At 62.8% G+C, this 26038-nt stretch carries 26 protein-coding genes; 15 read left to right on the top strand and 11 right to left on the bottom strand.

Going from position 1 to position 26038, the window contains the following annotated elements; genetic code table 11:
* The first annotated feature begins 18 nt into the window (after window positions 1–18).
* From M5C01_RS02315 to M5C01_RS02305, 3 genes are all read left to right on the top strand, one after another.
* On the top strand, window positions 19–1443 hold the full coding sequence (locus M5C01_RS02315; protein ID WP_152737163.1) for a transglycosylase SLT domain-containing protein: 1425 nt from the start codon (window positions 19–21) through the stop codon (window positions 1441–1443).
* A gap of 101 nt (window positions 1444–1544) precedes the next feature.
* The gene (locus tag M5C01_RS02310; RefSeq protein ID WP_100940830.1) at window positions 1545–1982 is read left to right on the top strand and encodes a DoxX family protein; all 438 of its coding nucleotides are present in this window, start codon (window positions 1545–1547) and stop codon (window positions 1980–1982) included.
* 329 nt (window positions 1983–2311) lie between these two features.
* Window positions 2312–2620, top strand: coding sequence for a class I SAM-dependent methyltransferase (locus M5C01_RS02305; protein WP_103498634.1), 309 nt, complete (start codon window positions 2312–2314; stop codon window positions 2618–2620).
* Window positions 2621–2650: 30 nt separating this feature from the next.
* On the opposite strand, the gene greB is transcribed toward M5C01_RS02305, so the two are convergent.
* From greB to M5C01_RS02290, 3 genes are read right to left on the bottom strand one after another with little or no spacing between them, the layout of a single operon-like run.
* Complete coding sequence (greB, locus tag M5C01_RS02300; RefSeq protein WP_103498635.1) at window positions 2651–3148, bottom strand: transcription elongation factor GreB; 498 nt, start codon at window positions 3146–3148, stop codon at window positions 2651–2653.
* Window positions 3149–3182: 34 nt separating this feature from the next.
* Window positions 3183–5687, bottom strand: a complete 2505-nt coding sequence (locus M5C01_RS02295) for an ABC transporter permease (protein ID WP_152737162.1) — start codon at window positions 5685–5687, stop codon at window positions 3183–3185.
* Window positions 5687–6370 carry an ABC transporter ATP-binding protein gene (locus M5C01_RS02290; RefSeq protein WP_103497657.1) on the bottom strand — a complete coding sequence of 228 codons (684 nt, stop codon included), beginning with the start codon at window positions 6368–6370 and terminating at the stop codon, window positions 5687–5689. The genes M5C01_RS02295 and M5C01_RS02290 overlap by 1 nt, the downstream gene beginning before the upstream one ends.
* Before the next feature lie 10 nt (window positions 6371–6380).
* Here M5C01_RS02290 and M5C01_RS02285 point away from each other — a divergent pair, with 10 nt between their 5' ends.
* The 3 genes from M5C01_RS02285 to M5C01_RS02275 all read left to right on the top strand — a co-directional run bounded on the left by M5C01_RS02285 (window position 6381) and on the right by M5C01_RS02275 (window position 8427).
* Window positions 6381–6986 carry an arylesterase gene (locus tag M5C01_RS02285; protein WP_103497656.1) on the top strand — a complete coding sequence of 202 codons (606 nt, stop codon included), beginning with the start codon at window positions 6381–6383 and terminating at the stop codon, window positions 6984–6986.
* 54 nt (window positions 6987–7040) lie between these two features.
* Window positions 7041–7334 (top strand): hypothetical protein, encoded by a 294-nt coding sequence (locus tag M5C01_RS02280; protein WP_100940825.1) that lies wholly within the window; start codon window positions 7041–7043, stop codon window positions 7332–7334.
* Between the two features lie 127 nt (window positions 7335–7461).
* Window positions 7462–8427, top strand: coding sequence for a L,D-transpeptidase family protein (locus M5C01_RS02275; protein ID WP_103497655.1), 966 nt, complete (start codon window positions 7462–7464; stop codon window positions 8425–8427).
* 133 nt (window positions 8428–8560) lie between these two features.
* On the opposite strand, the gene oprI is transcribed toward M5C01_RS02275, so the two are convergent.
* Window positions 8561–8812, bottom strand: a complete 252-nt coding sequence (oprI, locus tag M5C01_RS02270; RefSeq protein ID WP_100940823.1) for an outer membrane lipoprotei OprI — start codon at window positions 8810–8812, stop codon at window positions 8561–8563.
* A gap of 684 nt (window positions 8813–9496) precedes the next feature.
* On the opposite strand from oprI, the gene M5C01_RS02265 reads away from it, so the two are divergent.
* Entirely contained in the window at window positions 9497–9778 is a 282-nt protein-coding gene (locus tag M5C01_RS02265; protein ID WP_040065473.1) for a GNAT family N-acetyltransferase, read from the top strand.
* Between the two features lie 60 nt (window positions 9779–9838).
* On the opposite strand, the gene M5C01_RS02260 is transcribed toward M5C01_RS02265, so the two are convergent.
* Both M5C01_RS02260 and M5C01_RS02255 read right to left on the bottom strand, forming a co-directional pair.
* Complete coding sequence (locus M5C01_RS02260) at window positions 9839–10915, bottom strand: 3-deoxy-7-phosphoheptulonate synthase (RefSeq protein WP_103497654.1); 1077 nt, start codon at window positions 10913–10915, stop codon at window positions 9839–9841.
* A 129-nt stretch (window positions 10916–11044) separates the two neighbouring features.
* The gene (locus M5C01_RS02255; protein WP_103497653.1) at window positions 11045–11491 is read right to left on the bottom strand and encodes a PilZ domain-containing protein; all 447 of its coding nucleotides are present in this window, start codon (window positions 11489–11491) and stop codon (window positions 11045–11047) included.
* Between M5C01_RS02255 and M5C01_RS02250 the strand changes: the two genes are divergently transcribed.
* From M5C01_RS02250 to cysB, 4 genes are all read left to right on the top strand, one after another.
* Window positions 11490–11876: a thioredoxin gene (locus M5C01_RS02250; RefSeq protein WP_103497652.1), complete on the top strand. Its 387-nt coding sequence runs from the start codon at window positions 11490–11492 to the stop codon at window positions 11874–11876. The genes M5C01_RS02255 and M5C01_RS02250 overlap by 2 nt on opposite strands.
* Window positions 11873–12838, top strand: a complete 966-nt coding sequence (locus M5C01_RS02245; RefSeq protein WP_152737161.1) for a putative 2-dehydropantoate 2-reductase — start codon at window positions 11873–11875, stop codon at window positions 12836–12838. The genes M5C01_RS02250 and M5C01_RS02245 overlap by 4 nt, the downstream gene beginning before the upstream one ends.
* Window positions 12839–13067: 229 nt before the next feature.
* A complete protein-coding gene (locus tag M5C01_RS02240) occupies window positions 13068–13568 on the top strand; it encodes a universal stress protein (protein ID WP_103497650.1) in 501 nt (166 codons plus the stop codon).
* A gap of 111 nt (window positions 13569–13679) precedes the next feature.
* The gene (gene cysB / locus M5C01_RS02235; RefSeq protein WP_040065465.1) at window positions 13680–14654 is read left to right on the top strand and encodes an HTH-type transcriptional regulator CysB; all 975 of its coding nucleotides are present in this window, start codon (window positions 13680–13682) and stop codon (window positions 14652–14654) included.
* A gap of 189 nt (window positions 14655–14843) precedes the next feature.
* Here cysB and M5C01_RS02230 read toward each other — a convergent pair whose 3' ends face one another.
* The 5 genes from M5C01_RS02230 to M5C01_RS02210 all read right to left on the bottom strand — a co-directional run bounded on the left by M5C01_RS02230 (window position 14844) and on the right by M5C01_RS02210 (window position 20211).
* Window positions 14844–15578, bottom strand: a complete 735-nt coding sequence (locus tag M5C01_RS02230) for a phosphoadenylyl-sulfate reductase (protein ID WP_100940816.1) — start codon at window positions 15576–15578, stop codon at window positions 14844–14846.
* Between the two features lie 108 nt (window positions 15579–15686).
* The gene (gene pabB, locus M5C01_RS02225) at window positions 15687–17030 is read right to left on the bottom strand and encodes an aminodeoxychorismate synthase component I (protein ID WP_152737240.1); all 1344 of its coding nucleotides are present in this window, start codon (window positions 17028–17030) and stop codon (window positions 15687–15689) included.
* Window positions 17031–17147: 117 nt separating this feature from the next.
* Window positions 17148–18134 (bottom strand): alpha-L-glutamate ligase-like protein, encoded by a 987-nt coding sequence (locus M5C01_RS02220; protein WP_152737160.1) that lies wholly within the window; start codon window positions 18132–18134, stop codon window positions 17148–17150.
* A complete protein-coding gene (locus tag M5C01_RS02215) occupies window positions 18134–19666 on the bottom strand; it encodes an inactive transglutaminase family protein (RefSeq protein WP_152737159.1) in 1533 nt (510 codons plus the stop codon). The genes M5C01_RS02220 and M5C01_RS02215 overlap by 1 nt, the downstream gene beginning before the upstream one ends.
* A 5-nt stretch (window positions 19667–19671) precedes the next feature.
* Window positions 19672–20211, bottom strand: a complete 540-nt coding sequence (locus M5C01_RS02210; protein WP_103497647.1) for an ATP-dependent zinc protease — start codon at window positions 20209–20211, stop codon at window positions 19672–19674.
* Window positions 20212–20514: 303 nt separating this feature from the next.
* On the opposite strand from M5C01_RS02210, the gene M5C01_RS02205 reads away from it, so the two are divergent.
* The 4 genes from M5C01_RS02205 to acnD are packed head-to-tail and all read left to right on the top strand — an operon-like array spanning window position 20515 to window position 25931.
* The gene (locus M5C01_RS02205; RefSeq protein ID WP_103497646.1) at window positions 20515–21237 is read left to right on the top strand and encodes a GntR family transcriptional regulator; all 723 of its coding nucleotides are present in this window, start codon (window positions 20515–20517) and stop codon (window positions 21235–21237) included.
* Window positions 21234–22133, top strand: a complete 900-nt coding sequence (gene prpB / locus M5C01_RS02200) for a methylisocitrate lyase (protein ID WP_103497645.1) — start codon at window positions 21234–21236, stop codon at window positions 22131–22133. The genes M5C01_RS02205 and prpB overlap by 4 nt, the downstream gene beginning before the upstream one ends.
* Before the next feature lie 56 nt (window positions 22134–22189).
* Window positions 22190–23317: a 2-methylcitrate synthase gene (prpC, locus tag M5C01_RS02195; RefSeq protein WP_152737158.1), complete on the top strand. Its 1128-nt coding sequence runs from the start codon at window positions 22190–22192 to the stop codon at window positions 23315–23317.
* 19 nt (window positions 23318–23336) lie between these two features.
* Entirely contained in the window at window positions 23337–25931 is a 2595-nt protein-coding gene (gene acnD, locus M5C01_RS02190; RefSeq protein ID WP_152737157.1) for a Fe/S-dependent 2-methylisocitrate dehydratase AcnD, read from the top strand.
* Window positions 25932–26038 lie beyond the last annotated feature (107 nt).

Genomic DNA, 26038 nt, shown 5'->3' with positions numbered 1-26038 from the left:
ATTCTTTCCGGAGAACGGATGAAGAAGCGACCCTCGCTGTTGCTCCTGCTGTGCCTGTCCCTGCTGCTGCCGTTGCCGGCGCTTGCGCGGTTGGCCGGGCCGTTGGAAATCGCCCAGCCAGGCAAGGTCCGTGACCTCGCGGAGATTCGCAGCAGCCGGGTCCTGCGGGTATTGGTCAACCAGAGCCGCAACAGCAGCGGCGAGGTCCAGGGCGAGGTCATTGGCCTCGAATACCATCGCCTGCGCGCCTTCGAGCAGTTCCTCAACAGCCAGGCCCGCGACAACCAGGAGATCACCCTCAAGATCATTCCCAAGGCCAAGGACCAACTGCTCGGCGCCTTGCAGCGTGGGGAGGGTGATCTGGTAGCCCCAGGGGAATTGCTCGAAGTCCAGCCTGGGCACGCGGTGCTCGCCAGCGATCCCCTCGGCAATACGGTGCCGTTACTGCTGGTGGGGCTCAAAGGCGAGAAGCGCTTTACCCGCTTTGAACAACTGTCCGGCCGGACCCTGGCCCTGACCCCCGGCAGCGCCGCGGGCGAGGCGGTCAACCAGATCAACCAGAAACTGGCCTTGCGCAAGTTGCCGCCGGTCAAGATCGAATGGGTCGATCCGAGCCTGGCGGCAGAGGATGTGCTGGAGATGGTCCAGGGCGGGATCTTTCACCTGACCGTCGTCGAGCAGCCGATTGCCGAACGCTGGGCACGGATCATGCCCAAGCTGCGTTTCGACAAGCAGGTGCTGGTCAGCGAGCCGGGGCAGATGCACTGGTTCGTACGCGACAATGCTTCAATGCTGCGGGCGAGCATCGACCGCTTTCTCAAGACCTACAAGGCCCCTTCGGACCAGGACACGGCGTTTCTGCGGATCTATCGACGCCTGTACCAGGTGCATTATCCGCTGAGTCGCAGTGATCGGGCGAAGCTGGAAAAGCTCCGTCCGGTCTTGCAACGGCATGCCCAGGCCCAGGGCATCGACTGGCTGAACCTGGCGGCGCTGGCCTTCAAGGAATCGGCCCTGGATCCCGGCGCCCGGGGTGCCAGCGGCGCGACCGGATTGCTGCAGATCACCCCCTCGGCGGCGCAGCGGGTCGGCGTCGGCAATATCCAGAATGTCGATAACAATGTGCAGGCCGGGGCCAAGTACCTGGCGATGATCCGGCGCAAGTTCTTTGCCAGCCCCAAGCTCAACGAACGCGAGCGCATGGCCTTTGTCCTGGCGGCCTACAACATGGGCCCGGAACGGGTCCAGGGCATGCGCGCCGAGGCCCGCCGCCGTGGCTTGAACCCCAATCAGTGGTTCTTCCAGGTCGAGCGCATCGCCATGGAGCAGGTGGGGATGAATGCGGTGAACTATGTGAACAGCGTGAACAAGTATTACCTGGCATTTGACCGCGAGCGCGACTCCCTGGAGCCGAATGCACGGAAGATTGCCTTGCGTAAGTAATCGAATAAGTTGATTGTTTTGTCGGGTTTTTTGCGCTTTTTACATGTTAAAAACTGATTAATATGAGGCCCATCAACCCCTATATCAAAAAGGATTCACCGATGAGCACCTTGATCAATCGCGTTCTGAGCACCCGCGCCGGTTATGGCCTGACTGTCCTGCGGATTTTTGTCGGGATCATCTTTGCCGCCCACGGTTCGCAGAAGCTCTTCGGCCTGTTCGGCGGCTACGGCCTGGCCGGCACGGCGCAGTGGATGGAGAGCATCGGCCTGGCACCGGGTCACCTGATGGCCCTGTTGGCGGGCGGCACCGAGTTCTTCGGCGGCCTGGCCCTGATCATCGGCCTGTTGGCCCGTCCGGCGGCGCTGGGCCTGACCTTTACCTTGCTGGTGGCGATCTTCTCGGTGCATATCCACAACGGTCTGTTCATGGCCAACAATGGTTATGAGTTCGCCCTGGCCCTGTTAGGCGGGACACTCGCGGTACTGATCGAAGGTGCCGGCAAACTCTCGGCGGACGCGGCCATCGCCCGCTCGTAGAATCCAGACGATGGAGCTGGCTTGCCGGCGATAGCGTCCGATCCGGCGATGCAAGGCTCACTGGCCTCATCGCCAGCAAGCCGGCTCCCACACGAATACGACAAGCCCGCATTTTTGCGGGCTTGTTCGTTGTGGAGGATTCTTGACAGCCAGCCACCGGCTTCTCTAGGATAAATACATGCGCCGATTTAAACAGCTACTTGCGGGGCGCCAGGTGGATCAAAAGACCGCCGACAGAAGCTTGAGAGAAGCTTCGAAATACCGCTAAAGCGCTGGTTCGGTGTTGCCTCACACCTGCCCGGCAGATCGTTGAGGTGGAGACACGCACTTTGAACAACCCACGCCCCGTTGTACGTCTGACGCCGATCACGGCGAGCCTGCCTTTTCGCAACCCTAAAATCCTCCTCGGCGGTACACACCAGCCCACGCTGTTGCGTTATCTCGACGGCTGGCCACGACGCAAGGGTCGCGCCTCGGCGTTCCTGATCCAGTTTGTCGAGGACGGTGACTCCTTGGCCCGCTTTGCCGATAACAGTTTTGATCTGGCGGTGATCCAGGCGCCGGATGCCGAGCACGCCGAAGCCGTGATCCGCCAACTGACCCGCGTTGCGCGGCAGGGGTTGATCACGCGGCGCTAGAGACGTCAGGTGGCATGACCGCCGGCAGGTTCAGGGATAGTCGATGGCGGTGACGTACACCAACTGCTCGCCAGTGGGCGCCATCACCCGGATCTCCGCATCCAGCGCCTTGCCGATCAGGGCCCGGGCCAGTGGCGAATCGATACTAATCAGGTTCTGCTTGAGGTCCAGTTCGTCCGGGCCGACGATACGATAGCGCGATTCCTTGCCGTCTTCGTCTTCGATGGTGACCCAGGCGCCGAAATACACCTTGTTCAGGTCGCTGGGCCGTTCGTCGACCACCTTCAGGCTTTCCAGACGCTTGGTCAGGAAGCGCACGCGGCTGTCGATCTCGCGCAGCATCTTCTTGCCATAGGTGTATTCGGCGTTTTCCGAACGATCGCCCTGGGCCGCCGCCTCGCTCACCGACTGGGTGACCTGGGGGCGGCGCACATGCCACAGCTCGTGCAACTCGGCGCGCATGCGGGCCTCGCCCTCGGGGGTGATCAGGGCGGTGCCGGCAGTGCGGGGTGGGCGGTAGCGACTCATTGGTATCCCTTGGCGAAACAAGACCTTGAGTCTATCAGCCCTCGCGCAGCACTGTCAGCGGGCTGACATTCAGCGCCCGGCGGGTGCCGAACACACCGGCGCCGCCGACCATCACCGCACCGATCAACGGCAGCAGCAACAGCCAGGGATGCAGGTGCCAGGGCAGGTCGAAGGCGAACCTGTAGAGCACCCAGCTCACCAGTTCCGTGCCGAGGGCTGCCAACAGGCCGCTGGCCGCGCCCAGCAGGCCGAACTCGATCCGTCGTGCCTTGACCAGCAGTTTTCGCTCGGCCCCCAGTGCCCGCAGCAGCGCACCTTGGCGGATGCGTTCGTCGAGGGTCGCCTGCAAGCCGGAGAACAGCACGGCCATGCCCGCCGCCAGGACGAACAGCAGCACGTACTCCACGGCAATGGTCACCTGCGCCAGGATACTGCGCAGCTGCTCCAGCAGGGCTTCCACCTGCAAGATGGTTACTGCCGGGAAGGCCCGGGACAGTTCGACGACGTCCTTGTCGTGCCCCGGTGCCAGGTAGAAGCTGGTCAGGTAGGTCGCCGGCAAGTCCTGCAGGGTGCCGGGCTGGAAGATCATGAAGAAGTTCGGCTGGAAGTTGTCCCAGTTGATGGTCCGCAGGCTGGTGACCACGGCCTCGCGATTGGCCCCGCCGACGCTGAACACCAGGTGATCGCCGAGCTTGAGCTTCAGGCTCTGGGCAACCTTGGTTTCCACCGAGACACCGGGAATGTCCCCGCTGGGTTTGTCCGGCCACCAACTGCCTTCGGTCAGGGTGTTACCCGGCGGCAGGTCGGCGGCCCAGGTCAGGCTCAGGTCGCGCTGGGTGGCGCGATCGCCGCCGGAATCCTTGCTGACGATCTCCTGCACCGGGGTGCCGTTGATGCTGATCAGCCGGCCGGGCACCACCGGATAGATCGGCGCCGACTTGGCCGCGAGCTGGATCAGGTGGTCGCGAAAACCGTCCTTGTCCGCCGGCAGGATATTCAGGGCGAAATAGTTCGGTGCATTTTTCGGCAACTGGTTCTGCCAGGTATCGAGCAATTCACCGCGCAGCAGGGCGATCAGGGCCATGGACAGCAGGATCAGGCCGAATGCCAGGGACTGCCCGGCCGCCGCCAGCGGATGGCGCAGCAACTGGCCCAGGCCCAGGCGCCACGGCAACGAGGCCCCGGCCAGCAGTCGGCGCAGGCTTTGCAGGCCGAGCAGCAGCAGTCCGCCGAGCACCAGCGCGGCGATCACCCCGCCACCGAGCAGGGCGAAGGTCAGCAGCAGGTCCAGGCTCAGGCGCCACATGATCAGGCCCAGTGCGAGCAAGGCCGCGCCGTAGACCAGCCAGGTGCTGGCCGGGATCGGCAGCAGGTCGCGGCGCAGTACCCGCAGCGGCGGCACCCGGCCGAGGGCGGCCAGGGGCGGCAGGGCGAACCCGGCCAGCGCCACCAGGCCGGTGCCGATACCGGCGAGCGCCGGCATCAGCCCGCCCGGCGGAACGTCGGCGGGCAGCAGGTCATGGAGCAGGGCGAACAGGCCCAGTTGGGCCAGCCAGCCGAGCAGGGCGCCGCAGACACTGGCCAACACGCCGAGCATCGCCAGTTGCAGGCTGAACAGGGTCATGGTTTCCCGGCGTGACAGGCCCAGGCAGCGCAGCAGGGCACTGGCGTCGAAGCGCCGGGCGGCGAAACGGCTGGCGCTGAGGGCCACGGCGACGCCGGAGAGCAGCACCGCCACCAGGCTGGCCATATTCAGGTAACGCTCGGCCTTGCCCAGGGCGCCGCCGATCTGCCGGTTGCCGTCGCGGGCATCGAGCAGGCGCTGGTTCGCCGCCAGGCCGGGGGTGATTGATTCGCGATAGGTCGCCAGGGCGTTCGCCGGACCGCGCCACAGTTCGCGGTAGTCGACCCGGCTGCCGGGCTGGACCACGCCGGTGGCGTCGAGGTCGGCGAGGTTGATCAGCACCCGCGGGGTCAGGCTGTAGAAGTTGACGGAGCGATCCGGCTCATAGGTCAGGACCCGGGCCAGGCGCACTGTTTTCATGCCGACGTCGATGCTGTCGCCGATCTTCAGGTCCAGCGCGGTCAACAGTCGTGCTTCGACCCAGGCCTCGCCGGGTGCCGGTCCACCGCCGGCGGTTTCGGCGCCGAACGGTTCGGCGGCGCTCTTGAGTGCACCGCGCAGCGGGTAGTGTTCGTCCGCGGCCTTGATGCTCGACAGCTGGATAGCATTGTCGGTGGCGATCACGCTGGAGAACTCGACCGCCCGCGCATGTTCAAGCCCCAGGTCGCGGCCGGCCTGGATCTGTTCCGGACGGGCGCCGGAGGTGCCGTCGAGCACCAGGTCGGCGGCGAGGAATTCGGTGGCCCGCAGCAACATCGCGCCGTTCAGGCGCGCGCCGAAGTAGCCGATGGCGGTGCTGGCCGCGACCGCCACCAGCAAGGCGAAGAACAGCACCCGCAGTTCACCGGCGCGGGCATCGCGCAGGAGCTGGCGTGTGGCGAGGCTGAACAGGCGCAACAGCGGCAGGCGTGCCATCAAGGCTCCAGGGGGCCGACCAGATGGCCGGCGTCAAGACGGATCAGGCGCCGGCAGCGATGGGCCAGGCGTTCGTCGTGGGTCACCAGCACCAGGGTGGTGCCGCGTTCCTGATTGAGTTCGAAGAGCAGGTCGCTGATGCGCTCGCCGGTATGGCTGTCGAGGTTGCCGGTGGGTTCGTCGGCGAACAGTACATCGGGTTCGGCGGCAAAGGCTCGGGCGATTGCCACCCGTTGCTGCTCGCCGCCGGACAGCTGGCGTGGCGAGTGGGTCAGGCGCTGGCCCAGGCCGACCCGTTCGAGCAGGTCGCGGGCGCGTTCGCGGGCGTCGCTACGGCCGTCCAGCTCCAGGGGCAGCATGACGTTTTCCAGGGCATTGAGGCTGTCCAGCAGTTGGAAGCTCTGGAACACGAAACCGACGTGTTCGGCGCGGATCCGCGCGCGCTGGTCTTCGTCCAGTGTGCTCAGGGCCCGACCGGCCAGGGTGACTTCGCCGGCGCTGGGCAGGTCGAGGCCGGCGAGCAGGCCCAGCAGGGTCGATTTGCCCGAACCCGAGGCACCGACGATGGCCAGGCTGTCGCCCTTGTTCAATGTCAGGCTCAAGGGGTGCAGGATGGTCAGTTCACCTTCCGTGCTGGGAACCACTTTGCTAAGGTTCTGCGCGGTGAGAATACTTTCGCCCATGGAGAATCCGATGCGAGTGTGGTTTTTGAGTGCCGGCCTGGCCTTGATGTGCATGGCCCAGAACGCGGCGGCGGGTACAGTGCTGATCGTGGGCGATAGTATCAGCGCAGGTTTCGGCCTGGATACCCGCGTGGGATGGGTCGCCCTGCTGGAAAAGCGTCTGAAGACCGAGGGTTTTGCCGACCAGGTGGTCAATGCGTCCATCAGTGGCGACACCAGTGCGGGGGGCCAGGCGCGGCTGCCGGCGCTGCTTGCAGAGCATAAACCGCAGGTGGTGGTGCTCGAGTTGGGCGGCAACGATGGCCTGCGTGGGCAGCTGCCGGCGCAATTGAAACAAAATCTTGCATCGATGATCGACAAGTCCCAGGCCACGGGTGCAAAAGTGCTGTTGCTGGGGATGCAGATTCCGCCCAATTATGGTCAGCGCTACACCCAGGCCTTTGCCAAGGTCTATGGTGAGCTGGCCGAGGAAAAACACGTCGCCCTGGTGCCGTTTTTCCTCGAAGGCATCGGCGGCCATCCCGAACTGATGCAGGCTGACGGGATTCACCCGGCACCCGCGGGGCAGGGGATGTTGCTCGATAATGTCTGGCCGAGGTTGAAACCGCTGCTTTGAGCTTTTCTAGCGGCCGGCTTTGGGCTAATGTGGCGCCCCGATTTGGAGCCCCCGATGCAGCGTCCCGCCTGGTCCTTGTTTGCCTACCAACTGATCGAACCCGACGAGCAGCTCGATCTGTTCGCCTGTCAGGAAGTACGCGTGCACCTGGTCACCCGGCAGTTGGAACTCGGCGGCTCGGCCGATCGCACGCTGTGCGGCACGCTGTTGCCGGCCCAGCCGCGCTGGTCGGGGGTGGACCGCTCGATTTTCCAGGACCAGCGCCTGTGCCCCCTGTGCCGGGCGATTCTCGAGTCGCAGAAGCGCGGTACGCCGCCGATCTGGCCGGAACTGCGCTTCGAGCTCTGAGCCCCGGCAACCTGTACCGTACCTGTCTCGTTACGATTGTCCCGGCGTGGCATCTCCCTTGCAGGTGCGCTGTCGGTGTACAATTGCTGTCTATTTACTTACGTCGATCATGCGAAGGATGTCCCGGATGTTATCGCGCTTTCCCGCCGTCACCCGTTGCCTGTCTGTTGCCGCCCTCTGTGTGGCAGGTCCCGTTTCGGCCCTGGAACTGCCGCTGCCACCGCCTGGCGAGGACATCGTCGGCCAGGTCCAGGTGATCAAGGCCAAGTACGAGGACACCTTCGCTGACCTCGGGACCACCTACGACCTGGGTTATTCGGAAATGGTCGCGGCCAACCCGGGCGTCGATGCCTGGTTGCCGGGCGCGGGGACCGATATCGTCCTGCCGACCCGCTTCATCCTGCCGCCGGGCCCGCGCGAAGGCATCGTGATCAACCTGGCCGAATATCGCCTGTACTACTTCCCGAAAGGCCGGAATGTGGTCTACACCTTCCCGCTGGGGATTGGTCGCGAAGGCTGGGGTTCGCCGGTTGCCCACACCACCATTACCGCCAAGATCCCGAATCCGACCTGGACCCCGCCGGCCTCGATCAAGGCCGAGCACGCCGCCGAGGGTGATCCGCTGCCCAACGTGGTGCCGGCCGGTCCCGACAATCCGCTGGGCCCGTTCAAGTTCACCCTGGGTACGCCGGGCTATCTGATCCACGGTTCGAACATGAAGTTCGGCATCGGCACCCGCACCAGCCACGGTTGCTTCCGCATGTACAACAACAACGTGCTGGAGATGGCTGGCATGGTGCCGGTGGGCACTTCGGTGCGGATTATCAACGATGCCTACAAGTTCGGCGTGAGCGGCGGCAAGGTGTTCCTGGAAGCCCATACACCGCTGGACGACAACGGCAACCCTTCGGTGGTCGACAAGCACACCGCGGTGATCAATGCCTTGCTCAAGCGTGAAGACCTGGCGAACAACCTGCGGGTCAACTGGGATGAAGTGCGTGACGTGGTAGCGGCCGAAGATGGCCTGCCGACCGAAATCGCCGTGCCAGGTGCGCCGTCGATGGTCTCCAACGCGCCCGATCTGCAGCAGTAAGGGCGTTGTAAATGACCCGCCCGGGCCTTGAGGCCCTGGCGGGTTTTTTATGCCTGCGCGCCGACCACTTTCTGCCAGGCAAAAAAAAGCCGATCCAGTAATGGATCGGCTTGATAACAACCCCGAGGGATTATTACTTCTTGCTTGCTTTTTCGAGCATACGCAGAGCGCGCTCGTTAGCTTCGTCAGCAGTCTGTTGTGCTTTTTGAGCAGCAGCCAGAGCTTCATCAGCTTTGCGGTAGGCTTCATCAGCACGAGCCTGGGCACGAGCAGAAGCGTCTTCAGTAGCAGTCAGACGGGCTTCAGTTTCTTTGGATGCGCTGCTGCAACCAGTGGCCAGAACGGCGGCCAGGGCCAGAGCAGAGAATTTCAGAACGTTGTTCATCGTGTTCCCCTTCAAGGACTTTCTATTAATAACCATCTCCCCAGAGTGGGGATATAGTCGGCATACATACTACCCATTACTTGTAGTAAGTAAACTGACGTAACGCAAGAAGCAAAAAAAATTTTTGGAAGAGAATATTTTCAGCTAACTTTTCATCATCCTGTATAAAAAATGTGCAGCAACCGGGCGTGATTCGGGCGCTTTGGGCAAGTCCAATCTGCACTAGTGTGCCAGTCACAGGGACTGTCCACTGCTCATACACGCGTCGCGCTAGTCGCGGCGAATGACTCTTTTCTTCCACCGTCGGCAGGGCGGGGAGGCATCTTTGCCAATTGAAAAGTGACTTTAAGAAGCACTGTTCGTCTTACAACATAACATTCCGGCAATCTTCAGCCGCTGTTCAGGTTTTTCAGCGAAAGGGCCCGTTTGGCCGGGCTACCATGAGCCGGTCGGACCATATGACGAGCGTGTCTTGAGCAGGGCGGGCAGGACGCCTACTATCTGTCAGGTGCCCACTTGTTCGGGAGCTGTCGGCTCTTCTCGTTGTCCAACCAGGCACGGGGCGGCGTAGGATATTTGTGATGATTTGGCTGCTGTATCGATTTTTCGTACAGAGCTGGATGATACCTTCGTCGGAAAAACATGTAAGGTAGGGTCAGAATCCAAGACCCGCGAGGAGTAGTGATGAGCGAGGCGTTGTCCATCCACCATGACCAGGCAGGTCATCAATTCGAGACCAATGTGGACGGTCATCGTGCCTACCTGACCTATATGGACCTGGGTAAGCAGACCCTGGATATCTACCGTACCTTCGTGCCGAACGCCTTGCGCGGCCGCGGGATTGCGGCGGCGCTGACCGAACAGGCGCTGGCCTATGCCGACCAGATGGGTTACACGGTGATTCCTTCCTGCTCCTATGTCGAGCGTTACATGGAACGTCATCAGCGGCATGCCGCGAAGATCTGAGTCCACGACGCACACAAAAACGCCGGGCAATGCCCGGCGTTTTCGCGTCTGCGTGTCCGGTCAGCCGCGCTGACGCTTGGGCAACACGTCCTTGAGCTTGGCATGCATGCTGCGCAGGGTTTTTTCGGTGGCGCTCCAGTCGATGCAGGCATCGGTGATCGACACGCCGTATTGCAGGTCGGCGAGGTCTTTCGGAATCGCCTGGCAACCCCAGTTCAGGTGGCTCTCGACCATCAGGCCGATGATCGACTGGTTGCCTTCGAGGATCTGGTTGGCGACGTTCTCCATCACCAGCGGTTGCAGGGCCGGGTCCTTGTTGGAGTTGGCGTGGCTGCAATCGACCATGATGTTGGCCTTGATCTTGGCCTTGGCCAGCGCCTGTTCGCAGACCGCGACACTGACCGAGTCATAGTTCGGCTTGCCGTTGCCGCCGCGCAGGACCACGTGACCGTAGGCGTTGCCCTTGGTGGTGACGATGGACACGCCGCCTTCCTGGTTGATGCCGAGGAAGCGATGGGGGCTGGATACCGACTGCAGGGCGTTGATCGCCACGGTCAGGCCGCCGTCGGTACCGTTCTTGAAGCCCACGGCCGAGGACAGGCCCGAGGCCATTTCGCGGTGGGTCTGGGATTCGGTGGTGCGCGCGCCGATGGCCGACCAACTGATCAGATCCTGCAGGTACTGCGGCGAGATCGGGTCAAGGGCTTCGGTGGCGGTGGGCAGGCCCATTTCCGCCAGGTCCAGCAGCAGCTTGCGACCGATATGCAGGCCGTCCTGGATCTTGAAGGAGTCATCCAGGTAAGGGTCGTTGATCAGGCCCTTCCAGCCGACGGTGGTACGCGGCTTCTCGAAATACACGCGCATCACCAGGTACAGGCTGTCGGACACTTCGGCGGCCAGGACTTTCAGGCGTTCGGCGTATTCGTGGGCAGCCTTGATGTCGTGGATCGAGCAAGGCCCGATGACGACGAACAGGCGATGGTCAGTGCCATCGAGAATATTGCGGATCACCTCGCGACCTTTGGTCACGGTGCGCAGGGCGCTCTCGCTCAGGGGAATATCACGCTTGAGCTGATCGGGAGTGATCAGCGTCTCGTTGGAGGCGACGTTAAGGTCGTTGATCGGTAAATCAGCCATCGTGTTACTCGTCAGGTCACGGATGCCGGCCGCCAGCGATCCCCGCGCGGCGGAGCGCAGCAGATTTAAGCGCGTCGGGGAGCCGAACCTTAGCGCGTTAGGCGGGGGGCGGGCAATGGCCTGGCCGGTTTAATCGAGTAAAGCTCGCACATAAGGGCGCTCCAGGCTGGCTTGGGAGAAGTCGCTGGCGTGTTCGCGAACCCATTCCTGGGCGATGACTTCGATGTTTTGCCGATCTTTGCTTTGTTGCTGGCGGGTTCGCTGGTAGCGTTCGATCTGGCAGACCTGCTCGCCCATGCGCGCGCCGAACAGGGTTTGTTCGTCGACAAAGGCAATGCCCACCCGGTAGCCGTGCTTGCGTTTCAGGCACCAGGCCACGTAGCCCGGATAACAGGCGCTGGCACCGAGGCTGGGAATGCACATTTGCAACGCCGAGCCTTTGCGCCAGCCACGCGGTGAATAGCAGGAGACACCGCCCAGGCTGATGCGGTCGAGTTGGTGAAGAGAAATGCAGGAGTGCTCAAACAGGGTCAATGTGACGGGAACGTCATCGGGATGAGGAAGAAAGCGCACCATGAACAACGACTCCCTGCGTCGGTCAGTGGAAAAACTTTCCAACAGTATAGTGAAGAGCCTGGAGTTGACGGATTTTGATATCGACCGGAATCTATTGGACTTGCCAGGTGTTTCATTGCTGATATTCACCAGTGTCGGCTGTGCCTCCTGCCGTTTCGCCCGGGAGGTATTGCCGACCCTGGCCTTACCGGTCGAGCGCTTGTGCTGGATCGATGCGGGCGACAACGGCGGGGCGGTGCAGCGTTACGGGGTGTTTCATCTGCCGGCGCTGTTTGTGGTCAAGGACGCTGGTTTTCATGGAGCTGTGCAGTCACGCCTGGCCGTGAACGAGCTTGCCGACGGGGTTCGGCAGGCCTTGAGTCTTGTACCAGAGGAGTTGCCATGACAGGTTCAGCGAGCAGGCCGCGTATCGGCATTATCGGCACCGGTGCGATCGGTGGGTATTACGGTGTGATGCTGGCCCGGGCCGGCTTTGACGTGCATTTTCTGTTGCGCAGCGAGTTTTCGGCGGTGGCCGGGGACGGCTTGCGGATCGACAGTGCGGTGCACGGTGCCCTGCATTTGCAGAATGTGCAGGCCTATGCCCAGGCCGCCGACATGCCGCCCTGCGACTGGTTGCTGGTGGGCGCCAAGACCACCAGCAACGCCAGTCTCGCGCCGCTGATTGCCCAGGCCGCGGCACCGGGGGCGAAGGTGCTGGTGCTGCAGAACGGCCTCGATGTGGAGGATGAACTGCGTGCGCTGTTGCCCGAGTCCCTGCATCTGTTGGGCGGGCTGTGCTTTATCTGCGTGCACCGTGCCGGCCCCGGGACCATCGTGCACCAGGCCCTCGGCGCGGTGAACATCGGTTATCACAGTGGTCCGTTGCTCGATGATGCGACGGCTCGCCAGGCCCTGGTCGAAGAGGGCGCCGCTCTGTTCCATGCCGCGGGCATCGAGTCCCAGGCCATGGCCAACCTGCAGCAGGCGCGCTGGCAGAAGCTGGTGTGGAACGTGCCTTACAACGGTCTATCGGTGTTGTTGCGGGCCAGCACCACGCCGTTGATGAGCGATGACAGCAGCCGCGAACTGGTCCGGGCGCTGATGGCCGAGGTGGTGCAAGGCGCCCAGGCCTGCGGTCATGAGCTGCCGGCCGGCTACGCCGAGCACCTGTTCAAGGTGACGGAAAAGATGCCGGACTATTGGCCGAGCATGTACCACGACTTTGTCCATAAGCGGGCGCTTGAATTGGACGCCGTCTATGGGCGTCCGCTGGCCGCGGCAAGTGCCGCCGGTTGCGAGTTGCCGAAGATCCGAGCCCTGTACCAGGCCCTGGCCTTTATCGACGCGAACAATCGCCAGGATTGAATGCGCTCCTGTAGGAGTCGGGCTTGCCCGCGAAGAGGCCCTTGAGCCTTGCGTCGATCATGCGGCCCTCTTCGCGGGCAAGCCACGCTCCTACAGGTTTCAGGTGTTTTCAAGATCGGGTTTCTTCAAGGATGAGCAGCGGGGCCGGCCCGACCAGCCGTGCTCCGAGGTCTGCGGGGCGCTGCTAAGCTCAACTGAACTCCGCCATTCTGGCAGTCGAGGAGGCCCCATGATCCGTTCGATGTTGTACGCCACCGACCTCGGTCTGTATGCGCCTTATGTCATGCAGCATGCCCTCGAGTTGGCGCGGACGTTCAAGGCCGATTTGTATGTGGTGCACGCCGTCGAGCCGATGGGGTTGTTCGCCGAGTCGGTGTTGCAGAGCTACCTGGATGAGCAGGCATTGAACGAATTTCACAGCCAGGGTCTTAACACCGTGATGGCGACCATTGAGCAGCGGGTGCTCGACAGCTTTCGCGAGGAGTGTGCCGACGGGCTGCAGGACCTGAGCATGATCCAGTCGATCAAGGTGCTCCAGGGCGATCCTTCGCAGGTCATTCTCGAACAGGCCCGGGCTCTCTCGGTGGACCTGTTGATCGTCGGCAGCCATAGCCATGGTACTGGTAGCGAGGCGCATTTGGGGCGCACCGCCGCGCGGGTCCTGCAGTTGGCCCAGGTGCCGGTTTACCTGGTGCCGCTGTTGCAACGCCGTCGCTATGGCGATGTCTGAGTCGGAAAGTCAGGGTTTTGATAAAAAAGTTCTAGATTTATTCTTCAAACCATTCATATAGTTATATATCGCCGCTGTTACTGCGGCGTTTACCTGCTTTGAGGGATACATATGAAGCTTCAACAACTGCGCTACATCTGGGAAGTGGCGCACCACGACCTCAACGTTTCCGCGACCGCGCAAAGCCTTTACACCTCTCAGCCGGGTATCAGCAAACAGATCCGCCTCCTCGAAGACGAGCTGGGTGTCGAAGTCTTCGCCCGTAGCGGCAAGCACCTGACCCGCGTCACGCCCGCCGGTGAACGTATCATCACCACGGCCGGCGAGATCCTGCGCAAGGTCGAGAGCATCAAGCAGATCGCCCAGGAATTCTCCAACGAGAAGAAAGGCACCCTGTCGATCGCCACCACCCACACCCAGGCGCGTTATGCCTTGCCGCCGGTGATCAGCAGCTTTATCAAGCAATACCCGGACGTGGCCCTGCACATGCATCAGGGCTCGCCGATGCAGATCGCCGAGATGGCCGCCGACGGTACCGTGGATTTCGCCATTGCCACCGAAGCCCTGGAGCTGTTCGGCGATCTGGTGATGATGCCGTGCTATCGCTGGAACCGTTGCGTGGTCGTGCCCCAGGGCCACCCACTGACCAAGCTGCCGAAGCTGACCCTGGAAACTCTGGCCGAATACCCGATCGTCACCTACGTGTTCGGTTTCACCGGGCGTTCCAAGCTGGACGAGGCCTTCAGCCATCGCGGCCTGACCCCCAAGGTGGTGTTCACCGCGGCGGACGCCGACGTGATCAAGACCTATGTCCGCCTGGGCCTGGGCGTTGGTATCGTCGCCAAGATGGCGGTGGACCCGGTACTCGACAAGGACCTGGTGGTGCTCGATGCCAGCGAGTTGTTCGAGTCCAGCGTGACCAAGATCGGTTTCCGTCGCGGCACTTTCCTGCGCGGTTTCATGTGCGACTTCATCGAGAAGTTTGCGCCGCACCTGACCCGTGAGGTCATGGCCAAGGCCATCCAGTGCCACAACAAGCAGGAACTGGAAGAGCTGTTCGATGGTGTCGAGCTGCCGGTGCACTGAGTCGCCCGAACATGAAAAAGCCCCGACTGGTTCGGGGCTTTTTTGTGCCCGCTGTCAGGCGCTTGAGGCACATAAACTGTGGGAGCGGAGCTTGTCGGATCGCCGTACCGCCGCGAAGCTTTTGGCGGCCTCAAGGGCCTATTCGCGGGCAAGCTCCGCTCCCACAGGTTTTGCGCTGTTCAGGACTCCTCAGATCTTGGCGATCAGATTGCCCGAGTGCAGGCCGCATTCCTTCTGCGTGGCTTCCTCCCACCACCAGCGGCCTTCGCGTTCGTGCTGGTTCGGCAGCACCGGACGGGTGCAGGGCTCGCAGCCGATGCTGATAAAGCCGCGCTCATGCAGGCTGTTGTAGGGCAGTTCGAGCATGCGGATATAACCCCAGATCTCTTCGCTGCTCATCTGTGCCAACGGGTTGAACTTGTACAGGGTGCGTTCCGGGGTGGAGAAGGCGCTGTCGATTTCCAGTGCCGCCACCTGGCTGCGGGTGCCCGGGCTCTGGTCGCGACGCTGGCCGGTGGCCCAGGCGCTGACGCCGGACAACTTGCGGCGCAGCGGCGCGATCTTGCGGATACCGCAGCATTCGCCGTGGTTGTCCTTGTAGAAGCTGAACAGGCCCTTGGCCTTGACGAACGGCTCGAGCTCATTGTGATCCGGGGAGATCAGCTCGATATCGATCTTGTAGTGCTCGCGCACCTGATCGATAAAGCGGTAGGTCTCCGGGTGCAGGCGACCGGTGTCGAGGCTGAAGACCTTGACGTTCTTGTTCAGTTTCCAGGCCATGTCCACCAGCACCACGTCTTCCGCGCCGCTGAAAGATATCCACAGGTCATCGCCAAACTGGGAAAAGGCCAGCTTGAGAATGTCCTGGGCGGACTTGTTAGCGTATGTCGCGGCGAGTTCTGCGACGTCGAACGGTTGGCTCATCAGGCGGTTCCTACAGTCAGTGGCGCTTTGCGCTCGAATAGGTGAATAGTAACAAAATCCTTCGGCGCCGGCCCCATGCTCAAGCACGATCCCTTGCGGGCACAGGCTTCAGAGGCTTTGCAGGGTGTCGAGCAAGACCTTCACCTTGGTGATGGACTCCTGGTATTCCGCCTGCCAGTCGGAATCGGCGACGATGCCGCCGCCGCCCCAGCAACTGACCTGGCCATCCTTGACCAGAAGGCTGCGGATGGCGATGGAGCTGTCCATCTCGCCGCGCACATCCAGGTACAGCAGCGAACCGCAATACAGCGCCCGTCGGGTCGGTTCCAGCTCGTCGATGATCTGCATGGCGCGGATCTTCGGCGCGCCGGTGATCGAGCCGCCGGGAAAGCTGCCGGCGATCAGGTCGAGGGCGTCGCGGTCGTCGGCCAGGGTCCCGGTCACGCTGCTCACCAGATGGTGCACGTTGGGGTAACTCTCCAGGCTGAACAGTTCCGGGACCCGTACCGAACCGATACGGCAGGTGCGCCCCAGATCGTTGCGCAGCAGGTCGACGATCATCAGGTTTTCCGCGCGGTCCTTGCTGCTGGCCAGCAGTTCGGCGGCGTTGGCCGCGTCTTCAGCCGCGTCGCGGCCGCGTGGGCGGGTGCCCTTGATCGGGCGTGTCTCGACCTGGCCCTGGCTCACCTTGACGAAGCGCTCCGGTGACAGGCTCAGCACCGCGCCGTGGTCGGGCAGGCTCTGGAAGCCGGAGAAGGGTGTCGGGCAGGCGGCGCGCAAGGCGCAATAAGCGACCCACGGATCGCCCTGGCAGTCAGCCCGGAAGCGCTGGGCGAAGTTGACCTGATAGCAGTCACCGGCCTGGATATAGTGCTGGATACGTTCGAAGGCCTGGCGGTAGGCGTCGGCCGTGAGGTCCGCGGTCATCGGGCCCTTGAGCTGGAATTCGTTGCTGTCCCGGGCGGCCGGCTGGCCGAACAGCTGGATCAGCCGTTCGCGCTCGGCGACTTCGACGCTGGGATGGAACACCAATTGGCTGCTGCCTTGCTGGTGATCGCTGATCAGCGCCCAGGCATACAGGCCGAAACGCGCATCGGGCAGTTGCAGGTCGTCCCGCGCCTGATTGGGCAGGTGTTCCAGGTGGCGGCCGAAGTCGTAGCTCAGGTAGCCGATCAGGCCGCCGGCAAACGGCAGTTCGCACGCCGCCGGAAGTTGTGCTTCGCCCAGGCGCGCCAGGTTGTCCCGCAGGCGTTGCAGGAACGCCGCGCCACGCTCGTCCGGCAACACCGCCAGTTGCTCCAGCGGCCAGGCGCTGAGCAGGTCGTAACGCCCGCGCTCGGCCTCGGGCCGGCCGCTGTCGAGCAATACGGCGCCGGGCGCATGGCGGATCGCCGCGAAGTAATGGGCGGGATTGGCATGGTAGGGCAACGGATGTACGGTGCAGGTCAACATGGGGGGCGGGTCAGCCATGGGAGCGCGGTGCGCGATTGTAGTCTCCTGTAGGCGTTGCTCCTAGGGGCATGTCGCTGGATGGAGATTGCCTTGTAGGATCTGTCGTTGTGCAGTGGATCAGTTGTTGAGTGCCGGCACATGGCCGAACAGTTCCTGGACAAAACGCACCCGTGCCTCCGGCGTCTCGGTGATGCCCGCGGCGGCCAGTTCCGCCAGGTGGGCCTCCACGGCATGGGTCCGGTGGGTCAGCCCGCAGTCGTTGGCGATCTGGATATTCAGGCCGGGGCGGGCATTGAGTTCGAGGATCAGCGGGCCCTTGTCCTGGTCCAGGACCATGTCCACGCCGATATAACCCAGGCCGCAGAGTTCATGGCAGCCGGCCGCCAGTTGCATGAAGGCGTCCCAGTTGGGCAATTGCACGCCATCCACCGGATGGGTGGTGTCCGGGTGCTTGCGGATGATGTTGTTCAGCCAGGTGCCGCGCAGGGTGATCCCGGTCGCCAGGTCCACGCCCACGCCAATGGCACCCTGATGCAGGTTGGCCTTGCCATGGGACTGGCGGGTCGGCAGGCGCAGCATGGCCATTACCGGGTAGCCCATCAGTACGATGACGCGGATGTCCGGCACGCCTTCGTAGCTGATGCTCTTGAAGATCGGGTCGGGGGTGACCCGGTATTCGATCAGCGCGCGGTCGCGGTGCCCGCCCAGGGAATACAGGCCGGTCAGGATGCTGGAAATCTGGTGCTCGATTTCCCCGTGGCTGATCAGGCGTCCGGAGATCGAGCGATAGTGGCCCTCGAAACGGTCGGCGATCACCAGGATACCGTCGCCGCCCGCGCCCTGGGCCGGCTTGATAACGAAATCACGGCGCCCGTCGATGATCGCTTCCAGGTGGTCGATTTCCTTTTCCGTGGAGATCACCCCGTACATTTCCGGCACCTGGATGCCGGCGACGATGGCCCGCTCCTTGGTGATGATCTTGTCGTCGACGATGGGGTAGAGGCTGCGCTTGTTGTACTTGAGCACATAGTCCGCGTTGCGCCGGTTGATCCCCATGATGCCCCGGGCCTCCAGGGCTTTCCAGGTTTTCCACAGGCCGAACATCAGGCGTTTTCCTTGAGGAACGCCTTGAAGCGCAGCAGTTCGGTCAGGCGGTAACCGCGATAGCGACCCATTGCCAGCATGAAGCCCACCAGGATCAGCAGGATCGCCGGGAAGGTGAAGACGAAGTAGATCAGCTCCGGCACGGTCATGATCAGGTGCGCCAGGGAGGCCGCGAACAGCGTGCCGATGGCGACTTTCAGGGCATGATTGGCGCCGCGCTCTTCCCAGGTGATGGACAGGCGCTCGATGGTCATGGTCAGGATCACCATCGGGAACAGTGCCACCGACAAGCCACGTTCCAGGCCCAGCTTGTGGCTGAACAGGCTGATGGCGGCGATCAGCACCACGACGAAGGTCAGTACCACCGACAGCCGTGGCAGCATCTGCAACTTCAGGTGTTCCAGGTAGGAGCGCAGCGACAGCCCGAGGGCGGTAATGATGGTGAACAGCACGATGCCGAAGCCCAACTGGGTTTCACGGAAGGCCAGGGCGATCAGCACCGGGGTGAAGGTGCCGAGGGTCTGCAGGCCGATCAGGTTGCGCAGGATCAGGATCACCAGCACGCCGATGGGGATCATCACCATGATCATGAAGGTCTGCTGGGTTTGCAGCGGCAGGCCATAGAGCGAATATTCGAGGAAGTTGGCGTCGGAGTTCTCGTCGGTCAGCTTGGCCAGGCGGATCGCGTTCATCTCGCTGTTGTTCAGGCTGAAGGTGACGCCGGCCTTCTTGCCGCCCTCGACGCTGATCAGGTTGTCGGCGCCGGTCCACCAGAGCAGGCGGTCGGACGGCAGGCCCTGTTCACCGGTGTCCGGGTTGAAATACAGCCAGTCCGTGCCATTGAAGCTGCGCAGCCAGAGTTCCGGGGTCTGCGGTTGATCGGCCACCAGGCGCAGGGTGTGGGCGCGTTCCATCGGCACATGGGCGATGGACAGCAGCAGTTCGATGATCTGCGCCTTGTGCGGGGTCGACGGATCGCCGGCCAGCAGCAGCTTGACGTTGTCGTCGCCGAGGTTGTTGACCCGCTTGATGGTTTCGCCGATGAAGGTCTCGACGTCCGCCGAGTGCTGGCGGATCGGCGCGAGCAAGGCGTCCGCGGCGATTTTCTCCGGCCCCTCGATCGCCATGCTGTCGCGGAAGGTCGGACCTTTGACCTTGGGTTTCTCGCCGGTATAGCGCTTGGTCAGCACCAGGCGGTAATACAGCGTCTGCTTACCGCTGACCTTGCGTGCCGACCAGGTCACCTTGCGGTTGCCGTCGGCGCGGTTGACGCTCACCCCGTAGTTGTTGGAGATGAAGCTCTCGTTGAGGCTGACGTAGTCGCGGCTCAGGGGCGGCACGAACATCTGGATCTTCACCGGTTCCTTGGTGCTGGCGACGAACTCGACCTTGGCGTCGATGTTCCACAAGTCGTCCGTGGCATCCTCGGTGACGGGAATCCCCAGCACGAAAATCTGATAGGCCGTGACCGAAGCACCCAGCAACACCAGTACGGTGATGAGGATTTTCAGGTGAAGGGTGAGAGAACGCATTCGGATTACTCGGCGGTTTGTGCGTCGTGGCTGCAGGCGGGTTTGCCGGCAGCGTACTTAAGACTGGGGTCGACCAGCGCATCGAAGCGCTTGAGGGCTTCGGAGCCGATCAACAGCGGGTATTGGAAGCTGCTGCGGTCGGTCAAGTTCACTTCTATGCTGCGCAAGGCGCTGCCCATGCAGATTTCCAGGGTGATCACCGGGCGCGCGGTATAGGCGTTGCCCTCGTCCGGGTCATAGTCGCCGGCACGGCGCTTGATCTTGCTGACGCGGGCCAGGGGCAGTTCGATCGGATGCGAGTGGGCGGCGTCGATCGCCAGGTAGAAGCGCACCCAGCTTTCACCGTTGCGTTTGAACCGGTGGATGTCGCGGGCACTGAGGGAAGCGGTCTTGGCACCGGTGTCGAGCTTGGCCGGCACTTGCAGGTCGATCCCGGCCAGTTGCGCGTACTCGTTCAGGCCGTACACCGTCTTCTCGGTCGCGAGGCTGATGCCAGGCAGACAAAACAGGCAGAGAAGCAGTAGGGAGAAAGGCGTGAGTCTCATAAATCCTGGCGCGTATCGGGCAATCTTGATTCAAGGGGACTGGCAATATCGCGCAAGCATCCTCGTACGTCTGTCAGGAAAATATGACAGTCAGCGCATCGGCGGAAGCGCGCGGCATTCTAGCATGCTGGACTTGTCGCGCCAGCGCCGGACGCCTCCCTCGTCGGATAGGTCGAGGTTTGTTCCTTGAAGCGCGCTGTTTCAGTGCTTCTTAGACTATTGTCGACAATACCAATTAATTCTTTGACTGATTTGCTGATATTGGCTAGTTTTAGCGCCATTGATGGATAAGGTGTCGACAATATGTTGCATGAGCTGGAGCCACCCGCGATTGCCCAGGACGATTCGGAAACCTTGTCCGAGAACGTCTTCCGGCGCATTCAGGCGGCGATCGTCAAGGGTGAAATCGCCCCCGGCAGCAAGATTTCCGAGCCGGAGCTGGCCCGCACCTACGGCATCAGTCGCGGCCCGCTGCGCGAGGCCATTCACCGTCTGGAGGGCCAGCGCCTGCTGGTGCGCGTACCCCATGTCGGGGCGCGGGTGGTGTCCCTCAGCCAGGCCGAGTTGATCGAACTCTACGAAATCCGCGAGTCCCTCGAAGGCATGGCCTGTCGCCTGGCGGCCGAGCGCATGACGGCCGAGGAAATCGAGGAGTTGAGAGAGGTTCTCAATACCCATGAGCGCGACGCGGCGTTCCAGGCCGGGGTCGGTTATTACCAGCAGGAAGGCGATTTCGACTTTCACTACCGGATCATCCAGGGCGCGGGCAACCGCACCCTGACCCAGATGCTCTGCGGCGAGCTGTATCAGTTGGTGCGCATGTACCGCATCCAGTTTTCAGTCACTCCCAATCGGCCACGCCAGGCGTTCGCCGAGCACCACCGGATTCTCGACGCCATCGCCGAGCGCGATGGCGAATTGGCCGAACTGCTGATGCGCCGCCATATCGGCGCGTCGAAACGCAATATCGCGCGTCACTACCAGGACGCCGTCCAACCGACAGCTACGAAGCGAGGTGAGTCATGAGTCAGGGTTCCAACAAGAGCACGCCCGGTCAGCGTTTCCGCGATGCGGTCGCCAGCGAACAGCCCTTGCAGGTGGTCGGCGCGATCAACGCCAACCATGCCTTGCTGGCCAAGCGCGCCGGCTTCAAGGCCATCTACCTGTCCGGTGGCGGTGTCGCGGCCGGCTCCCTCGGGGTGCCGGACCTGGGCATCACCGGCCTGGATGACGTGCTCACCGATGTACGGCGGATCACCGATGTCTGCGACCTGCCGTTGCTGGTGGATGTCGACACCGGCTTCGGGGCCTCGGCGTTCAACGTGGCGCGCACGGTCAAGTCGATGATCAAGTTCGGCGCGGCGGCGATCCATATCGAAGACCAGGTCGGCGCCAAGCGTTGCGGCCATCGGCCGAACAAGGAAATCGTCACCCTGCAGGAAATGGTCGACCGTATCAAGGCGGCGGTGGATGCCCGTACCGACGACAGCTTCGTGATCATGGCGCGTACCGATGCCCTGGCCGTGGAAGGCCTGGAGTCGGCCCTGGAACGTGCCGCCGCGTGTATCGAGGCCGGTGCCGACATGGTCTTTCCGGAAGCCATCACCGAACTTGAGATGTACAAGCTGTTCGCCAGCCGCGTGAAGGCGCCGATCCTGGCCAATATCACCGAGTTCGGTGCGACGCCGCTGTTCACCACCGAACAACTGAAGTCCGCCGACGTGTCCCTGGTGCTGTACCCGCTCTCGGCGTTCCGTGCGATGAACAAGGCGGCGGAAAACGTCTACACCGCGATTCGCCGCGACGGCACCCAGGCTAATGTGATCGACACCATGCAGACCCGCATGGAGCTTTACGATCGTATCGATTACCACACCTTCGAGCAGAAGCTCGATGCGTTGTTTGCCCAGAAGAAGGGCTGAGACCTGACTACCCTGACTTGCCGGGTCCCTAATAAATTCAAGAATTGGAGAGAGCAATGGCTGAAGCAAAAGTACTGAGCGGTGCCGGCCTGCGTGGCCAGGTCGCCGGGCAAACCGCCTTGTCCACCGTCGGCCAGGCCGGTGCCGGCCTGACCTACCGTGGCTACGACGTGCGTGAACTGGCCGCCGAGGCGCGTTTCGAAGAGGTCGCCTACCTGCTGCTGTACGGCGAGCTGCCGAATGCCACCGAACTGGCGGCCTACATGGGCAAGTTGCAGACCCTGCGCGACCTGCCCCAGGCACTGAAAGAAGTGCTCGAGCGGATTCCCGCTGATGCCCACCCGATGGACGTGATGCGCACCGGCTGTTCCTTCCTCGGCAATATCGAGCCCGAAGGCGACTTCGCCCGCCAGCATGAAGCCACCGACCGGCTGCTGGCCGCGTTCCCGGCGATCATGTGCTACTGGTATCGCTTCAGCCACGAAGGCAAGCGCATCGACTGCGTGACCGACGAGGCTTCCATTGGCGGGCATTTCCTGCACCTGCTGCATGGCAAGGCGCCAAGCGAGTTGCACCGCAAGGTGATGGACGTGTCGCTGATCCTCTACGCGGAGCACGAGTTCAACGCCTCGACCTTTACCGCACGGGTCTGTGCCTCGACCCTGTCCGACCTGTTTTCCTGCATCACCGCCGCCATCGGTTCCCTGCGCGGCCCGCTGCACGGCGGTGCCAACGAGGCGGCGATGGAAATGATCGAGCGTTTCAGCTCGCCCCAGGAGGCCGTCGAAGGCACCCTCGGCATGCTGGCGCGCAAGGACAAGATCATGGGCTTTGGCCATGCGATCTACAAAGACAGCGACCCGCGTAATGAAGTGATCAAGGGCTGGTCGAAGAAACTCGCCGATGAAGTCGGTGACACCGTGCTGTTCCCGGTCTCCGAAGCCATCGACAAGACCATGTGGGAGCAGAAGAAACTCTTCCCCAACGCCGACTTCTACCATGCCTCGGCGTATCACTTCATGGGCATCCCGACCAAGTTGTTCACGCCGATCTTCGTCTGCTCGCGCCTGACCGGCTGGGCCGCGCATGTGTTCGAGCAGCGTGGCAACAACCGCATTATCCGTCCGAGCGCCGAGTACATCGGCGTCGAACAGCGCAAGTTCGTGCCAATCGAGCGTCGCTGAAATAATCGAGTCCCAGACCATGAATAGCCAATACCGTAAACCGCTGCCCGGCAGCCACCTGGATTTCTTCGACGCCCGTGCGGCGGTCGATGCCATCCAGCCCGGGGCTTACGCGACCCTGCCTTACACCTCCCGGGTACTCGCCGAGAACCTGGTCCGTCGTTGCGACCCGGCGACGCTGACCGATTCCCTGAAGCAACTGATCGAGCGCAAGCGCGACCTGGACTTCCCCTGGTTCCCGGCCCGGGTGGTCTGCCATGACATTCTCGGCCAGACCGCCCTGGTCGACCTGGCCGGCCTGCGTGATGCCATCGCTTCCCAGGGCGGCGATCCGGCCCAGGTCAACCCGGTGGTGCCGACCCAACTGATCGTCGACCACTCGCTGGCGGTGGAATGCGGCGGTTTCGACCCGGACGCCTTCACCAAGAACCGCGCCATCGAAGACCGTCGCAACGAAGACCGTTTCCACTTTATCGACTGGACCAAGAAGGCCTTCAAGAACGTCGATGTGATCCCGCCCGGCAACGGCATCATGCACCAGATCAACCTGGAGAAAATGTCCCCGGTGATCCAGGCGCGGGACGGCGTGGCCTTCCCCGACACCTGTGTCGGCACAGACAGCCACACCCCTCACGTCGATGCGCTGGGGGTGATCGCCATCGGTGTCGGCGGCCTCGAAGCCGAGAGCGTGATGCTCGGCCGGGCCTCCTGGATGCGCCTGCCGGAAAGCGTCGGCGTCGAACTGACCGGCAAGCTGCAACCGGGCATCACCGCCACCGACATGGTGCTGGCGCTGACCGAGTTCCTGCGCAAGCAGAAAGTGGTCGGTGCCTGGTTGGAGTTCTTTGGCGAAGGCGCCTCGGCGCTGACCCTGGGCGACCGCGCGACCATTTCCAATATGGCCCCGGAGTACGGCGCCACGGCGGCGATGTTCTATATCGACCAGCAGACCATCGACTACCTGAAACTCACCGGGCGTGAAGACGAGCAGGTCAAGCTGGTGGAAACCTACGCCCGCCACACCGGGCTCTGGGCCGACAGCCTGAAAGGCGCGGACTACGAGCGTGGTTTGAGCTTCGACCTGTCCTCGGTGGTGCGCAATATGGCCGGTCCGAGCAACCCCCATGCCCGCGTCGCCACCAGCGACCTGGCGGCCAAGGGTATTGCCGGCCAGTGGGACGATGTGCCGGGGCAGATGCCCGACGGCGCGGTGATCATCGCCGCCATCACCAGTTGCACCAACACCAGCAACCCGCGCAATGTGATCGCCGCCGGCCTGATGGCGCGCAACGCCAACAAGCTCGGCCTGACCCGCAAGCCCTGGGTCAAGTCGTCCCTGGCGCCGGGTTCCAAGACCGTGGCACTGTACCTGGATGAAGCCGGGCTGACCAAGGAGCTGGAACAGCTGGGCTTTGGTGTCGTGGCCTTTGCCTGCACCACCTGCAACGGCATGTCCGGTGCGCTGGACCCGGCGATCCAGCAGGAAATCATCGACCGTGATCTCTATGCCACGGCCGTGTTGTCCGGTAACCGTAACTTCGATGGACGTATCCATCCCTACGCCAAGCAGGCCTTCCTGGCATCGCCGCCGCTGGTGGTGGCCTATGCCATCGCCGGGACCATCCGTTTCGATATCGAGAAGGATGTGTTGGGCCTGGACGCCGACGGCAAGGAAATCCGCCTCAAGGACATCTGGCCGAGCGACGAAGAGATCGACGCGGTGGTCAAGGCCTCGGTGAAGCCGGAGCAGTTCCGCAAGGTCTACATTCCGATGTTCGCCATTCACGAAGACACCGGTCCCAAGGTCACGCCGCTGTACGACTGGCGGCCGATGAGCACCTATATCCGCCGTCCGCCGTACTGGGAAGGCGCCCTGGCCGGTGCGCGACCGCTCAAGGGCATGCGCCCGCTGGCGGTGCTGCCGGACAACATCACCACCGACCACCTGTCGCCGTCCAACGCCATCATGCTCGATAGCGCGGCCGGTGAGTACCTGGAGAAAATGGGCCTGCCGGAAGAGGACTTCAACTCCTACGCGACCCACAGGGGGGATCACCTCACCGCGCAGCGCGCGACCTTCGCCAACCCGAAGCTGTTCAACGAAATGGTCGTGGAAAACGGCAAGGTCAAGCAGGGTTCCCTGGCGCGGGTCGAGCCCGAAGGGCAGGTCATGCGCATGTGGGAAGCTATCGAAACCTACATGGAGCGCAAGCAGCCGCTGATCATCATCGCCGGTGCCGACTACGGCCAGGGCTCGTCCCGTGACTGGGCGGCCAAGGGCGTGCGGCTGGCTGGGGTCGAGGCGATTGCCGCCGAAGGCTTCGAGCGTATCCATCGCACCAACCTGGTGGGCATGGGCGTGTTGCCGCTGGAATTCCTGCCTGGGACCGACCGCAAGACCCTTGGCATCGACGGCACCGAGACCTTCGATGTGATCGGTGAGCGCACGCCCCGTAACACCCTGACCCTGGTGATCAATCGCCATAACGGCGAGTGTCTTGAAGTGCCGGTGACCTGCCGCCTCGACACCGCTGAAGAGGTCTCGATCTATGAGGCCGGTGGTGTCTTGCAGCGTTTTGCCCAGGACTTCCTTCAATCGGCCACGGTGGGTTGAAGGCGTTGCCGGGGCGGCAGTTGAAGCCCCGGCCTTGTTCATGACAGGTCGGCCTGCCAGTGATTGCAGCGCAAGATTCAGCGCCGCCATCGCCAGCAAGCCGGCTC

Source organism: Pseudomonas sp. MWU12-2319, from assembly GCF_023242525.1.
GTDB lineage: Bacteria > Pseudomonadota > Gammaproteobacteria > Pseudomonadales > Pseudomonadaceae > Aquipseudomonas > Aquipseudomonas gingeri_D.
Note: the sequence above shows the minus strand (reverse complement) of the source record. Positions and strands in the feature narration are given on the sequence as shown.

Excerpts from the sequence above, each read along its gene's own strand:
- prpC (WP_152737158.1), top strand. The coding sequence starts at position 22,190 with ATGGCTGAAGCAAAAGTACTGAGCGGTGCCGGCCTGCGTGGCCAGGTC.
- M5C01_RS02280 (WP_100940825.1), top strand. The coding sequence starts at position 7,041 with ATGCAGCGTCCCGCCTGGTCCTTGTTTGCCTACCAACTGATCGAACCC.
- greB (WP_103498635.1), bottom strand. The coding sequence starts at position 3,148 with ATGAGTCGCTACCGCCCACCCCGCACTGCCGGCACCGCCCTGATCACC.
- M5C01_RS02220 (WP_152737160.1), bottom strand. The coding sequence starts at position 18,134 with ATGTTCGGCCTGTGGAAAACCTGGAAAGCCCTGGAGGCCCGGGGCATC.
- M5C01_RS02310 (WP_100940830.1), top strand. The coding sequence starts at position 1,545 with ATGAGCACCTTGATCAATCGCGTTCTGAGCACCCGCGCCGGTTATGGC.
- M5C01_RS02285 (WP_103497656.1), top strand. The coding sequence starts at position 6,381 with ATGCGAGTGTGGTTTTTGAGTGCCGGCCTGGCCTTGATGTGCATGGCC.
- M5C01_RS02255 (WP_103497653.1), bottom strand. The coding sequence starts at position 11,491 with ATGGTGCGCTTTCTTCCTCATCCCGATGACGTTCCCGTCACATTGACC.
- M5C01_RS02210 (WP_103497647.1), bottom strand. The coding sequence starts at position 20,211 with ATGAGACTCACGCCTTTCTCCCTACTGCTTCTCTGCCTGTTTTGTCTG.
- pabB (WP_152737240.1), bottom strand. The coding sequence starts at position 17,030 with ATGTTGACCTGCACCGTACATCCGTTGCCCTACCATGCCAATCCCGCC.
- M5C01_RS02275 (WP_103497655.1), top strand. The coding sequence starts at position 7,462 with ATGTTATCGCGCTTTCCCGCCGTCACCCGTTGCCTGTCTGTTGCCGCC.
- M5C01_RS02230 (WP_100940816.1), bottom strand. The coding sequence starts at position 15,578 with ATGAGCCAACCGTTCGACGTCGCAGAACTCGCCGCGACATACGCTAAC.
- cysB (WP_040065465.1), top strand. The coding sequence starts at position 13,680 with ATGAAGCTTCAACAACTGCGCTACATCTGGGAAGTGGCGCACCACGAC.
- M5C01_RS02205 (WP_103497646.1), top strand. The coding sequence starts at position 20,515 with ATGTTGCATGAGCTGGAGCCACCCGCGATTGCCCAGGACGATTCGGAA.
- M5C01_RS02245 (WP_152737161.1), top strand. The coding sequence starts at position 11,873 with ATGACAGGTTCAGCGAGCAGGCCGCGTATCGGCATTATCGGCACCGGT.
- M5C01_RS02315 (WP_152737163.1), top strand. The coding sequence starts at position 19 with ATGAAGAAGCGACCCTCGCTGTTGCTCCTGCTGTGCCTGTCCCTGCTG.
- M5C01_RS02290 (WP_103497657.1), bottom strand. The coding sequence starts at position 6,370 with ATGGGCGAAAGTATTCTCACCGCGCAGAACCTTAGCAAAGTGGTTCCC.
- prpB (WP_103497645.1), top strand. The coding sequence starts at position 21,234 with ATGAGTCAGGGTTCCAACAAGAGCACGCCCGGTCAGCGTTTCCGCGAT.
- M5C01_RS02260 (WP_103497654.1), bottom strand. The coding sequence starts at position 10,915 with ATGGCTGATTTACCGATCAACGACCTTAACGTCGCCTCCAACGAGACG.
- M5C01_RS02250 (WP_103497652.1), top strand. The coding sequence starts at position 11,490 with ATGAACAACGACTCCCTGCGTCGGTCAGTGGAAAAACTTTCCAACAGT.
- oprI (WP_100940823.1), bottom strand. The coding sequence starts at position 8,812 with ATGAACAACGTTCTGAAATTCTCTGCTCTGGCCCTGGCCGCCGTTCTG.
- M5C01_RS02295 (WP_152737162.1), bottom strand. The coding sequence starts at position 5,687 with ATGGCACGCCTGCCGCTGTTGCGCCTGTTCAGCCTCGCCACACGCCAG.
- M5C01_RS02265 (WP_040065473.1), top strand. The coding sequence starts at position 9,497 with ATGAGCGAGGCGTTGTCCATCCACCATGACCAGGCAGGTCATCAATTC.
- M5C01_RS02240 (WP_103497650.1), top strand. The coding sequence starts at position 13,068 with ATGATCCGTTCGATGTTGTACGCCACCGACCTCGGTCTGTATGCGCCT.
- M5C01_RS02215 (WP_152737159.1), bottom strand. The coding sequence starts at position 19,666 with ATGCGTTCTCTCACCCTTCACCTGAAAATCCTCATCACCGTACTGGTG.
- acnD (WP_152737157.1), top strand. The coding sequence starts at position 23,337 with ATGAATAGCCAATACCGTAAACCGCTGCCCGGCAGCCACCTGGATTTC.